Origin of the sequence: Amphiplicatus metriothermophilus, from assembly GCF_900199215.1 — a bacterium.
GTDB lineage: Bacteria > Pseudomonadota > Alphaproteobacteria > Caulobacterales > Parvularculaceae > Amphiplicatus > Amphiplicatus metriothermophilus.
Genome location: NZ_FZQA01000001.1, coordinates 947,272 through 959,312, shown reverse-complemented (window position 1 = coordinate 959,312; position 12,041 = coordinate 947,272). Strand labels below are relative to the sequence as shown.

Annotated in this window: 14 protein-coding genes; 8 read left to right on the top strand and 6 right to left on the bottom strand. The window is 67.5% G+C overall.

Features of this window, described 5'->3' with window-relative positions:
• On the top strand, positions 1 to 114 hold a 114-nt coding region (locus tag CHB64_RS04695; RefSeq protein ID WP_143265939.1), incomplete at its 5' end, for an integrase core domain-containing protein.
• 132 nt (positions 115 to 246) lie between these two features.
• Positions 247 to 885: a class I SAM-dependent methyltransferase gene (locus tag CHB64_RS04690; protein ID WP_089411390.1), complete on the top strand. Its 639-nt coding sequence runs from the start codon at positions 247 to 249 to the stop codon at positions 883 to 885.
• 12 nt (positions 886 to 897) lie between these two features.
• On the opposite strand, the gene rfbA is transcribed toward CHB64_RS04690, so the two are convergent.
• The 4 genes from rfbA to CHB64_RS04670 all read right to left on the bottom strand — a co-directional run bounded on the left by rfbA (position 898) and on the right by CHB64_RS04670 (position 4,890).
• A complete protein-coding gene (gene rfbA / locus CHB64_RS04685) occupies positions 898 to 1,770 on the bottom strand; it encodes a glucose-1-phosphate thymidylyltransferase RfbA (RefSeq protein ID WP_089411389.1) in 873 nt (290 codons plus the stop codon).
• Positions 1,767 to 2,645, bottom strand: a complete 879-nt coding sequence (gene rfbD, locus CHB64_RS04680; protein ID WP_089411388.1) for a dTDP-4-dehydrorhamnose reductase — start codon at positions 2,643 to 2,645, stop codon at positions 1,767 to 1,769. Before rfbD ends, rfbA begins: the two co-directional genes overlap by 4 nt.
• Before the next feature lie 3 nt (positions 2,646 to 2,648).
• Positions 2,649 to 3,731, bottom strand: coding sequence for a dTDP-glucose 4,6-dehydratase (gene rfbB / locus CHB64_RS04675; protein ID WP_089411387.1), 1,083 nt, complete (start codon positions 3,729 to 3,731; stop codon positions 2,649 to 2,651).
• A 106-nt stretch (positions 3,732 to 3,837) separates the two neighbouring features.
• Complete coding sequence (locus CHB64_RS04670; RefSeq protein WP_089411386.1) at positions 3,838 to 4,890, bottom strand: glycosyltransferase family 2 protein; 1,053 nt, start codon at positions 4,888 to 4,890, stop codon at positions 3,838 to 3,840.
• A 422-nt stretch (positions 4,891 to 5,312) separates the two neighbouring features.
• On the opposite strand from CHB64_RS04670, the gene CHB64_RS04665 reads away from it, so the two are divergent.
• The 3 genes from CHB64_RS04665 to rpmA all read left to right on the top strand — a co-directional run bounded on the left by CHB64_RS04665 (position 5,313) and on the right by rpmA (position 7,261).
• The gene (locus CHB64_RS04665) at positions 5,313 to 6,194 is read left to right on the top strand and encodes an S-methyl-5'-thioadenosine phosphorylase (protein ID WP_089411385.1); all 882 of its coding nucleotides are present in this window, start codon (positions 5,313 to 5,315) and stop codon (positions 6,192 to 6,194) included.
• A gap of 130 nt (positions 6,195 to 6,324) precedes the next feature.
• A complete protein-coding gene (locus CHB64_RS04660; RefSeq protein WP_089411384.1) occupies positions 6,325 to 6,981 on the top strand; it encodes a 50S ribosomal protein L21 in 657 nt (218 codons plus the stop codon).
• 28 nt (positions 6,982 to 7,009) lie between these two features.
• Positions 7,010 to 7,261, top strand: coding sequence for a 50S ribosomal protein L27 (gene rpmA, locus CHB64_RS04655; RefSeq protein ID WP_089411383.1), 252 nt, complete (start codon positions 7,010 to 7,012; stop codon positions 7,259 to 7,261).
• An 81-nt stretch (positions 7,262 to 7,342) separates the two neighbouring features.
• Here the strand turns inward: rpmA and CHB64_RS04650 are convergent, their stop codons facing one another.
• Both CHB64_RS04650 and CHB64_RS04645 read right to left on the bottom strand, forming a co-directional pair.
• A complete protein-coding gene (locus CHB64_RS04650; RefSeq protein WP_089411382.1) occupies positions 7,343 to 7,792 on the bottom strand; it encodes a GtrA family protein in 450 nt (149 codons plus the stop codon).
• Positions 7,793 to 7,864: 72 nt separating this feature from the next.
• Positions 7,865 to 9,208, bottom strand: a complete 1,344-nt coding sequence (locus CHB64_RS04645) for a dihydroorotase (protein ID WP_089411381.1) — start codon at positions 9,206 to 9,208, stop codon at positions 7,865 to 7,867.
• Positions 9,209 to 9,343: 135 nt separating this feature from the next.
• On the opposite strand from CHB64_RS04645, the gene ygfZ reads away from it, so the two are divergent.
• The 3 genes from ygfZ to CHB64_RS04630 are packed head-to-tail and all read left to right on the top strand — an operon-like array spanning position 9,344 to position 12,033.
• Complete coding sequence (gene ygfZ, locus CHB64_RS04640; protein WP_089411380.1) at positions 9,344 to 10,192, top strand: CAF17-like 4Fe-4S cluster assembly/insertion protein YgfZ; 849 nt, start codon at positions 9,344 to 9,346, stop codon at positions 10,190 to 10,192.
• Positions 10,193 to 10,213: 21 nt separating this feature from the next.
• Positions 10,214 to 10,816, top strand: coding sequence for a DNA-3-methyladenine glycosylase I (locus CHB64_RS04635; protein WP_089411379.1), 603 nt, complete (start codon positions 10,214 to 10,216; stop codon positions 10,814 to 10,816).
• Positions 10,817 to 10,872: 56 nt separating this feature from the next.
• The gene (locus tag CHB64_RS04630) at positions 10,873 to 12,033 is read left to right on the top strand and encodes a beta-ketoacyl-ACP synthase III (protein ID WP_089411378.1); all 1,161 of its coding nucleotides are present in this window, start codon (positions 10,873 to 10,875) and stop codon (positions 12,031 to 12,033) included.
• Positions 12,034 to 12,041 lie beyond the last annotated feature (8 nt).

Below are 12,041 nucleotides of genomic sequence, written 5' to 3'. Positions count from 1 at the left end.
TGGCGCGACGACTACAACCATCACCGCCCGCATACGAGCCTCGACGGGCTCACGCCGCGGGAATACTACAACCGGTCAGAGAAGGACCAAACCCGGAACAGACTCAACTTCTGAACGAGGACAATCCGGGGAGCAGGTCAGCCCGCCGAAACTACTCTGGAACACGATATAATACGGTCGCGTGCCCTCCCGGCTGGCAGTGATCATTACCGCGCATATGTCGGACCGCCGTCACAGTATGATGTAATGGGAGCGACCCAGTTCGCTCTGGCTATATCGCTCGGTCTACAGGAAGAGCACCGGGTTCTAGATGTCGGGTGCGGATCCTTGCGCGCCGGAAAATACTTCATCCAGTATTTGCTGCCGGACCGATATTTCGGAATCGAGCCTAACGCCCATCTATGGCGTACGGCGCTAGAAAAGGAAGTCGGCCAGGATATCACAAAGATCAAACGACCACGATTCAGCGCGCGCGAAGATTTCCAATTCGATGATTCTGGCGTCGCTTTCGATTGCGTTCTTGCTCAATCTATCTTCTCTCACACTGGTTTCGATCAATTTGAAATGGCGCTGCGTGTGATCAGAAATCAGCTTAAGCCCGATGGGCAGTTCTTATTTACAGCGATTGATGAGGAAAGTTCGTCATACGCCAAGAGTCTGTCTGGGGAAGAAAAAAAAGGCTGGGCCTATCCGTCATGCGTCAGATATCGGCGCGAAACGGTGCTCGCTGCCTGCCGCCAAACGGGCCTCGTGGCCGAAACAGTCGGCTGGCACCATCCGCGCCAGACTTGGTACCGGGCGGTCCTTCCGGGCGCGCCTCTTTTGGGGCCGGCCGCGCAGGCATTAGGCGGCGGCCGCGTTTTTTTCAATCCGCGCTACAAATAGCTCTCAACGCCTCTACTCCTCCCCGTCCGCGAGGCGCGCGAGATAGCGCCCGTAGCTGGTCTTCATGAGCGGCCCCGCCAGCGCCAGAAGCGCCTCGCGGCCGATCCAGCCGCGCCGATAGGCGATCTCCTCGAGGCAGGCGATCTTGAGGCCCTGGCGCGCCTCGATGGTCTGGACGAAATGCGCCGCTTCGAGAAGCGACTCATGCGTGCCGGTGTCGAGCCAGGCGAAGCCCCGGCCCAGCATGTGCGCGCGCAGCAGCCCGTCGCGCATGTACATCTCGTTGAGCGTGGTGATCTCCAGCTCGCCGCGGGCCGACGGCTTCACCTCCTTCGCGCGCGCGCAGACCGTCTCGTCGTAAAAATACAGCCCCGTGGCGGCGAAGCGCGACTTCGGCCTGGCCGGCTTTTCCTCGATGGAGCGCACGGTCCCGTCGGGGCCGAATTCGACCACCCCGTAGCGCTCCGGGTCCGCCACCTGATAGGCGAAGATCTCAGCCCCGCGCGTCAGCTTCGCCGCCTCGACGAGCAGGTCCTGCAGGCCGTGGCCGTAAAAGATGTTGTCGCCGAGAACGAGGGCGCATCTGTCGCCGGCGATGAAGTCCTCCCCGATGACGAACGCCTGGGCGAGCCCTTCGGGCCGGGGCTGGACGGCGTAGGAAAAACGCACGCCCAACTCGGCCCCGTCGCCCAGCAGGCGTTCGAAATTCGGTCGGTCTTCCGGCGTCGTGATGACGAGGATCTCGCGGATGCCGGCCAGCATCAGCACGCTGATCGGATAATAGACCATCGGCTTGTCGTAGATCGGCAGAAGCTGCTTCGACACGCCGCGCGTGATCGGATGGAGCCGCGTGCCGGAGCCCCCGGCGAGCACGATGCCTTTCATCGGCCTTCCTCCTTTTCGGGCGCGCCGAGCTCGGCGACGACGGATTCGAGCCCGGCGCGCCAGGACGGCGCCGGCCGGGCGAAGACCCGCTCGAACTTCGCCGTGTCGAGCACGGACCAGGCCGGCCGGCGCGCGGGGGTCGGGAAATCCGCCGTCGCGATGCGCTCCACCGGAACGGCGAGCCCGGCCTCGGCCATGATCGCTTCGGCGAAATCCGCCCAGCTCGCCGGCGCGTCGCCGGCGAAATGATAAAGCCCCGACCTGGCGGGATCGGCGAGAAGCGCGCGCGCGACGAGCAGCGCCGCTTCGGCGGCGTCCGCCGCCGGCGTCGGCTTGCCCCGCTGGTCGGCGACGACGCGCAGGGCCGGCCGCTCGCGCGCAAGGCGCAGCATGGTCTTCACGAAATTCGATCCGTGTGCGGAGAAGACCCAGGACAGCCGCAAAATCGCATAGGCGCCGCCGCCGGCGGCGACCGCCTCCTCGCCCTTCAGCTTCGTCGCGCCGTAGACGCCCAGCGGCGCGACCGGATCGTCTTCGCGATAGGGCCGCGACGCCGTTCCGTCGAAAACATAATCAGTAGACAGATGAATTAGCGGAACCCTCTTCGCCGCCGCGGCCTCGGCCATCTCGCGCGGCGCTTCGGCGTTGATCCGCCCGGCGAGATCGGGCTCGCTCTCGGCCCTGTCGACGGCGGTGTAGGCGGCGGCGTTGACGACGGCGTCGCAGGCCTCCCGCTCGATCGCGCGGGCCGCGGCACCCGCCTGAGACAGATCGCAGCGCGCCCGGTCGAGAGCGACGATCGCGACGTCGCCTCCCGCCCGACGACGGATTTCCGTCCCCACCTGCCCGTTCGCGCCGAAGAGCAGAACCCTCATGGCTCAGCCCGCCGTCGGCGCGGCCGCCTTGCGCGCCCCGCCGAGCCCCAGCCGGGCGCCGTCGAAGCCGCGCGCACGGATGCGCTCGACCCATTCCTCATTGGCGAGATACCAGTCGACCGTGCGCGCAAGGCCTTCATCGAGGCCCGTCGCCGGACGCCAGCCGAGCGCGCGCTCGATCTTGGCGCAGTCCACCGCATAGCGCAGATCGTGGCCCGGCCGGTCTTCCACGAACTCGATGAGGCTTTCATGACCGCCCTTGGGCGCGCCGTCGGGCCGGCGCGCGTCGAGCAGCCGGCAGATCGCGCGCACGAGATCGATGTTCCGCCGCTCGGCCCGTCCGCCGACATTATAGGTCTCGCCCGGAACGCCGTTCTGCGCGATCAGCAGGAGGGCGTCGGCGTGGTCCTCTACATAAAGCCAGTCGCGCACGTTCTCGCCCCTGCCGTAGACCGGGATCGGCTTGCCGGCGAGCGCGGAGAGAATGACGACGGGAATGAGCTTTTCGGGAAACTGATACGGCCCGTAATTGTTCGAGCAGTTCGAGACGACGACCGGCAGGCGATAGGTCTCGCCCCAGGCCCGCGCCAGCATGTCGGAGGCGGCCTTGGAGGCCGAATAGGGAGAGTTCGGCTGATAGGGCGAGGTCTCGACGAACGCGCCGTCGTCGGGCCCGAGGCTGCCGAACACCTCGTCGGTGGAGATGTGATGAAAGCGGAAACCCGACGGAGCCTCGCCCGCGGCGACATAGTCGCGCGCCGCTTCCAGGAGGCGGAAGGTTCCCACGATGTTGGTCTCGATGAAGTCGGCCGGCCCGTCGATGGACCGGTCCACATGGCTTTCGGCCGCAAGATTCATCACGGCGTCGGGCCGGAAATCGGCCAGCAGGGCGCGCATGCGCGCGCCGTCGGCGATGTCGGCCTGCTCGAAGCGATAGCGGTTCGATCCGGCGACCGGCGCCAGATTGTCGAGATTGGCCGCATAGGTGAGCTTGTCGACCACCAGCACGTCATGGCCGGCGGCGACGGCCTGGCGCGTCACCGCCGAGCCGATGAACCCTGCGCCGCCTGTTACGAGTAATCTCACAAATCCCCTCTTCGATTTCGGGCGCCGAACAGCCGCACCGGCTTTACAATAGCCCAGCCGGCAGGCCAACCCGACCCTCTCGCCCGTTCCATGACGTCAGCCCGGATCATGGCGCTTTCGCCCGGCTCCGCTCGGGAAGCGGATTCGCCGTTCCAGATTCATGCCGCCCTATCGCCGCGCGCAAAGGGCGCAGCGCTCCTTCGCGCCGGAGCATTCGGACCGGGGACCAGACGAGCATCCGGGCGAGCGCGAAGGCGGAAACGCGCCGGGCCTTCTGGATCGCGCGGCGTTTCTCCTTGAGCGCGGCGAGGCCGCCATAGCCGTCGCGCAGGGCGCGGGCGTAGCTCGGCCCGGTCCCGACCGAGTAGGCGCGCGCAAGAAAGCAAAGGTCGGCCGCGATCCGTAACGGCATGAGCGGCCAGTACAGCGCGCCCGGCATGTTCTTGTAAGTCGTCCAGATGCGGTTGCGGTTGCCGTGATAGACGGTGAAGTCGCTGCGCCGGCCAGTCACTCCTGACCCCTCATGCAGCACGCGCGCGTGCGAGAGCTGCACGCAGCGCCCGCCCGCGAGCCGCAGGCGAAAGCCGAGATCGACGTCTTCGCCATAGCAGAAGAAAGACTCGTCGAACCCGCCGAGCGCGTCGAAGCGCGTGCGCCGATACATCGCCGCCGCCGCGCAGGGCGCGAAGCACTCCCCGTCCGCAGGCAGCTTTTCCGCCGGCCAGCCGAAATGACCGCGATAGGGAACGCCGAGCACGTGAAAGACGTCGCCGGCGCCGTCGATGCGGCCCGGATCGGCCGCATCGAGCTGGGCCGAGCCGAAGGCGTCCGCCCACGGATAGCGCGCCGCGCCTTCCATCAGCTTCTCGAACCAGTCGGGCGCGGGATAGGCGTCGGGGTTGAGGAAGACGAGCCATTCGCCGCGCGCCCGCTTGGCGCCGAGATTGTTCGCCGCGGCGAAGCCGAGATTGGCGCCGGCCTCGATCAGCACGACGCCCGCGCGCCGCGCCGCCGCCTGCGAGCCGTCCGTCGACTGATTGTCGACGACGATCGTCTCGAAGTCCCGGCGCGTCTGGCGTTCGAGATGCGCCAGGCACTTTGCGAGCCGGTCGCCCGAATCGTAGTTGACGATCAGAACGGTTGCGGCGGGCGCAGTCATGACCGGCGAGCCCTTACCAGCGCGCGGGCTTTTTCCGCCCGTCGGCGATTCCCCCGAAAGGGGGCGGGCGCCGGGCGAATCGTGCGAATCGCAACAGGTCGAAATGCGCCTCGACTAGGCCCCGCGGGAGCTCCAGCCTGATTTCGAACGATTCGGCGCGGCGCGAATCGCGCGATTCGACGCTTCAGGGCGGCATGGCCGTTTCGTTCGACGCTCATCGCTTCTCCTTCCGATCCGTCTCGCGCGCGATCATAAGCCGGCTGCGAAGGGCGGGGATAACTATTCACGTTTCATCCCCGTTTTCGTGAATTGGAAAGCCGCGCCGAACGGTGAAAATCAGACTGGCGGGCGGCCTGCGCCCCTGCCCTTAAGCGGGATCGCGCGGCGAACGGCCCCGAACGGCGGCAAGAAAGAGGCGGATCATGACGGAACGGGTTCTCGGCGTCATCGGCGGATCGGGCGTTTATGCGATCGAGGATCTCGATGATGTCGAGCGTCTCGATTTCGACACGCCCTGGGGCGCGCCCTCCGACGCGCTCGTCCGGGGCCGGCTCAACGGCGTCAGGGTGATTTTCCTCGCCCGGCACGGGGTCGGCCACCGGTTGACGCCGGGAGCGATCAACTATCGGGCGAATATCGACGCCCTCAAACGCGCCGGCGCGAGCGACGTCGTCTCGCTCTCGGCCTGCGGTTCGCTGCGCGAGGACCTGCCGCCGGGAACGTTCGTGCTGGTCGATCAGTTCGTCGACCGCACGAGCGGACGGGAGAAATCCTTTTTCGGGCCGGGTTTCGTCGCCCATGTCTCTCTGGCCGAGCCGGTCTGTCCGGGCCTGCGCGGAGCCCTCGCGCAGGCCTGCCGCGCCGTCGGCGTTCCTTTCGCCGACCGGGGAACTTACGTGTGCATCGACGGGCCGCAATTCTCCACCCGCGCCGAATCCCGTCTTTACCGGGCCTGGGGCTGCGACGTGATCGGCATGACCAACATGCCGGAAGTCCGACTCGCGCGCGAGGCGGAGCTGCCCTACGCCAGCGTCGCGATGGTCACCGACTATGACTGCTGGCGCGAGACCGACAAGGCCGTGGAGGTCGGGGACGTGCTGGCGGTCCTCAAGGCCAACGCCGCGGCGGCGCGCCGGCTGCTCGACCGGCTGACCCGCGATCTCGGCCCCGTGCGGACCCCCTCCCCGCTCGGGATCGAGACCGTGCTCGATCATGCCGTCATCACCCCGCCCGAGGCGCGCTCCCCAGAGATGATCGCGAAACTGGACGCGGTGGCCGGGCGCATCCTGCGCGGCGGGGCCTGAGGCCGGCTCTACGGCGGCTTGACGGGCGCGGCCCGGCGGGCTAGGGAGCGCGCCTTGTTCGACAACCGGGCGGCAGAAACCGGGGCCAAAAAGGACACGGGCGCGAAGGCGCGCCAGCGGAGTCGGAACCATGTACGCAGTCGTCAAGACCGGCGGCAAGCAATATCGCGTCGCCAAGGATGACGTGATCCGGATCGAGCGCCTGCCGGGCGAGGCGGGCGACGTCGTCACCCTCGATGAAGTGCTGATGATCGGCGACGGCGCCGAGGTGAAGATCGGCGCGCCCTTCGTGGAGGGCGCGGCCGTGGCCGGCGAGATCGTCGAGCAGACCCGCGCGAAGAAGATCATCGTCTTCAAGAAGCGCCGCCGCAAGAATTACCGGCGCACCAAAGGCCACCGCCAGCATCTGACCGTGCTGCGCGTGACCGACATTCTGACCGACGGCGCCAGGCCGGCGAAGAAGGCCGCGGCGAAGAAGGCGGCCAAGCCCAAGACGGAATCCAAGGCGAAAGCGGAAGCCCCGGCGGCCGATTTCAAGGACGACGTGTCGCTGATCGGCGGCGTGGGGCCGAAGCTGAAAGAAAAGCTCGAAGGCTACGGGATCACGTCCCTCAAGCAGATCGCGGCGATGAGCGAAGAAGAGATCGCCAAGATGGACGAAGCGCTGGAGCTGCACGGGCGCGCCCAGCGCGACGAGTGGGCGGCGCAGGCCAGGGAGCTCGTCGCCGGCAAGCCGCCGCGCGCGAAGACCGACCGCGAGCGCGCCGAAGGCGAGTCCAATGAATAGTCAAGATACGGATTAAAGGAGACCGACCATGGCTCATAAAAAGGCTGGCGGCTCGTCCAGGAACGGGCGCGATTCCATAGGCCGGCGCCTCGGCGTGAAGAAGTTCGGCGGCGAGATCGTCGCGCCGGGCAACATCCTCGTGCGCCAGCGCGGCACCAAGTTCCATCCCGGCGTCAACGTCGGCATGGGCAAGGACCACACGCTGTTCGCGCTGACCGGCGGACGGGTGGCGTTCTCCAAGCGTTTCGGGCGCAACGTGGTTTCGATTCAGCCGGAATAGACGCGCGAGCGTCGTTCCGTTTCCGATTGCAAAGGGGAGAAGGCGGACGCCTTCTCCCTTTCGCTTTCCGGCTCCTTCCGTTTACGGCGCGTCCGAAGCCTTGCGGGACCGTTCGGCGGTGTCGGCGAAAACGAACCGCGCGCTCACCCAGTAATTGACGAGAAAGTTGCAGGCGATGGCGAGCCCCTTCGCAAGATAAGGCCCGAGCGAGCCGGCCGTCAGGAAGATGATGACGCTCGACAGGACGAGCGAGAGGGAATGGCCGAGCGCGAACTTCGCATAGCCGCCGGGCGACAGGCGGACGCGCCCGTCCGCGCCGCGAAAGGTCACATGGGCGTTGACCGCATAGCTCTGGATGTTCGCGCAGAGGAAGCCGACGGCGTTGGCGAGCAGCGGCGGCGCGCCCAGCGCCACGAGCCCCGCATAGACGCTCGCGTCGGTGACGGTGTTGAACACGCCCACCGCGCCGAAGCGCGCCATGCGCCGGGCGTGCGGCGTCTTGAAGAGGGAGCGGGCGGCCGATCTGTTCATCGCTCGTCCTCGCGCGCCGGGAACGCCCCGGCTCCGTCCTTGGATGCTGGCATGAGGATCTGAACGCCGCGTTTAGGCGGGCGCGGGGCCCAGCGTCTCCTGAAAGCGCACGGGCGCGCCGGCCGGCGCGCCGAGGATCTCGCCCTCCCACATCACGCGCCGCCCCCGGATGATCGTCCCGACCGGCCAGCCGGTCACGGTCACGCCGTCGAACGGCGTCCAGCCGCATTTCGTCGCCTGCTCGGCATGGGCGATCGTATGGCGCGCCTTGAGATCGACGATGGTGAAGTCCGCGTCATAGCCGACGGCGAGGCGGCCCTTGCCGGCGATCCCGAAAACTCGCTGGGGCCCATGGCAGACGAGATCGACGAGCCGGGCGAGGGTGAGACGGCCTTGCGCGACGTGATCGAGCATCAGGGGCAGGAGGGTCTGCACGCCCGGCATCCCCGAAGGCGAGGCGGGATAGGGCTTTTCCTTCTCCGCGCGCGTATGGGGCGCATGGTCGGAGCCGATCACGTCGATCACGCCTTGCGCCACGCCTCGCCAGAGCCCGGCGCGGTGGACGCCGTCGCGCACGGGCGGGTTCATCTGCGCGAAGCCTTGCAATCGCTCGTAGCAGTCCGGCGCGGCGAGGGTCAGGTGCTGCGGCGTCGCCTCGGCCGTGGCGATGTCCTTGGCGGCGGCGAGAAGCGGAATTTCCTCCGCCGTCGACACATGCAGCACATGAATGCGTCGGCCGGTCTCGCGCGCGAGCCTCAGCAGGCGCTTGGTCGAGGCGACGGCCGCTTCGGGCGGGCGCGCGTCGGGATGCGAGGTCCAGTCGCCCGCCCGCGCGCGCGCCTTCGCTTCGCGCAGGATCGATTCGTCCTCGGAGTGAATCGCCACGCGCCGGCGGCCATGGCGCAGCACCTCGCGCACGCCCTCGTCGTCCGGCACCAGGAGATCGCCGGTCGAGGCGCCCATGAAGATCTTCACGCCCGACACGCCCGGCAGAAGCTCAAGTTCGGCGAGCGCGCGGGCGTTCTCATGGGTGGCGCCGACGTAAAAGGCATGGTCGCAGAACATCCGCCCGCGCGCGCGGGCGAGCTTGTCCCCGATCGCCTCTGCGGTGGTGGTGAGCGGACTGGTGTTGGGCATCTCGAAGACGGCGACGACGCCGCCCAGCACCGCGGCGCGGCTTCCCGTTTCGAGATCCTCCTTATGCGTCGCGCCGGGCTCGCGGAAATGGACCTGGCTGTCGATGACCCCCGGCAGGACGTGCAGGCCCGCACAATCGACGACCTCGCCGGCGTCGGCGCTGGAAAGCGCGCCGATCTCGACGATGCGCCCGGCCGTCACGCCGACGTCGCGGGGGCCGGCCCCGTCATGATTGACGACGATCCCGTTCTTGAGGAGCAGATCGAATGTTTTCACCATGCGTCAGGCTTCCCGTATCCCCCCGCTCTCATAGCGGCCGACGGCGGTCATTCCCAGCCCCCGCGCCGGCGCGCGCTGCAGGCCGGCGCGGGATGCGTCTTTTCCCCGCCGCCGGGAGCGCCTACATCACCGGCCATGACCGACGCCGCCCTTCTATCCTCCCGCGCCGTCATCCGCGTCGCCGGCCCGGACGCGCGGCCCTTTCTGAGCAATGTGGTCACGCAGGACGTGGCGGGCCTCGCCCCCGACGCGGCGGCCTTTGCGGCGCTGCTGACGCCGCAGGGCAAGATCCTCGCCGATTTCATCCTGCTGGGCGAGCAGGACGGAGTCCTGCTCGACGTCGCCGCCGCGGCCGCCGGGTCGCTCGTCAAGCGGCTCAGCCTTTACCGGCTGCGCGCCAGGGCGACGATCGAGCCGCTCGACGGCTGGGCCGTCGGCGCCGTCTGGAACGGCGAGACCGGCCCCGCGCCGGAGGGCGTACGCCGCTTCGCCGATCCGCGCCTGCCGACGCTCGGCGCCCGCCTCATCGGCCCGAAGGCGGCGCTCGCAGAAGCGCTGGGGCCGGAAGCGCAGGACGAGGCCGCCTATGACCGCCATCGCCTGGCCCGCGGCGTTCCCGAGTTCGACCGCGACTTCGGCCCGGAGGAGCTGTTCCTGCTCGACGTCGGCTATGACGCTCTCAACGGCGTCAGCTACAAGAAGGGCTGCTTCGTCGGTCAGGAGGTCTCGAGCCGGATGAAGCGCAAGGGAGAGGTCCGCAAACGGACGTTGCAGGTTTTTTTCGACGGGCCGCCGCCGGCGAAGGGCGCGCCTGTGACCGGCGGCGGAAGCGCGATCGGCGAGATGCTGTCCGCCGCCGACGGCGCCGGCCTGGCTCTCATTCGCCTCGACAGGCTCGCTGCTGCCCGCGCTGCGGGCGAGCCCCTGGGCGTAGAGGGCCGTCCGGTCGAAATCCGTTTTCCCGATTGGCTTCAGCAGGGCTGAGGCCCGAACGCGGAGACCCTTATGACTTCGACGAACGAGCTTCCCTGCCCATGGGCGCCCCCCGGCGACGCGCTTTACCGGCGCTATCACGACGAGGAATGGGGCGTACCCGAACGCGACGATCGGGCTCTTTTTGAAAAGCTCGTGCTCGACGGCTTTCAAGCCGGCCTTTCCTGGCGGACGATTCTCTACAAGCGAGAGAATTTCCGCCGCGCCTTCGACGGCTTCGACCCGGAGAAGATCGCCCGCTACACGCCGAAGAAGATCGAGCGCCTTCTGAAGGACGACGGCATCATCCGTTCAAGGACGAAGATCGAAGCCGCCGTCGGCAACGCCCGCGCCTTTCTCGACGTGATGGAAAAACGCGGCGACGGATTTTCCGGCCTGCTCTGGGATTTCGTCGGCGGCGAGCCCATCGTCAACAGGCTGAAGGATTACAGGGACGCGCCGACGAAGACGCCTGAAAGCGAGGCCATGTCGAAAGAGCTCAAGCGCCTCGGCTTCAAGTTCTGCGGCCCCGTCATCGTCTACGCCTTCATGCAGGCCGTCGGCATGGTCAACGACCACGAGCTGCGCTGTCCGCGTCACAAGGCGGTGCGTAAACTGGCCGGAGCTGTTGCCTGACCCCTCCGTCCGCCGCAAAGTAGAAAGATAATGATAACCCATGAGAGTTCACGCCCATGACCGCCCTGCCCGCGCCCGACGTCCGCATCGTCGCCACCGGCCTTTACACCCCGTCCTACAGCATCTCGAACGAGGAGCTGGTCGAGTCGTTCAACCGCTATGTCGAGCGCTACAACGCCGATCACGCCGGGGACATAGAGGCCGGCCTGATCGAACCGCTGCAGCCGTCATCGGCCGAGTTCATCGAAAAGGCCTCCGGAATCAGGTCCCGTTACGTGATGGACAAGGACGGGATTCTCGACATCGACCGCATGGCGCCGCATCTGCCGCCGCGCCCGAACGAGGCGCTCGCCGTGCTCGCCGAGATGGGCGCGACGGCCGCGCGCGAGGCGATGGCGGCGGTCGGCCTCGGGCCGGAGGACATCGACGCCGTCATCTGCGCGGCCTCGAACCTTCAGCGCGCCTATCCGGCGGTCGCCGTCGAGATTCAGGACGCGCTGGGCGTCGACGGCTTCGCTTTCGACATGAACGTCGCCTGCGCCTCGGCCTCCTTCGGCATCGAGACCGCTCGCGGGCTCATTCGCGCCGGAGCGCGGCGCGTGCTGATGGTCAATCCCGAGATCTGCACGGCGCATCTCAACTTCCGCAACCGCGACAGCCATTTCATTTTCGGCGACGTCGCGACCGCCGTGATCCTTGAGCGGATCGACGGCCCGGCGCGCGGCGAGGCTTACGACATCCTCGGCGTACGGCTGAAAACGGTCTTCTCGAATAATATCCGCAACAATTTCGGCTTCCTCAACCGCTGCGAACGCGAGACCGGCGCGCCCGCCGATCCCCAGGATGCGCCGGACACGGACAAGCTGTTCATCCAGCAGGGCCGGAAGGTCTTCAAGGACGTCGTGCCCATGGTCGGGGAGCTCATCCTGTCTCATCTCGACGATCTCGGAATCGCGCCCGAACAAGTGAAGCGTTTCTGGCTGCACCAGGCCAATCTCGCCATGAACGAGTTCATCGTGCGGAAGGTTCTGGGCCGCGACGCGAGCCGCGAAGAGGCGCCCGTCGTGCTCGACGAATACGCCAACACCTCCTCGGCCGGCTCGATCATCGCGTTTCACAAGCGCCGCGCCGATCTCGCCGTCGGCGACATCGGCGTCATCTCCGGTTTCGGCGCAGGCTATTCCGCCGGCTCCGTCGTCGTGCGCAAGGCGGCCTGAGGCCGGCC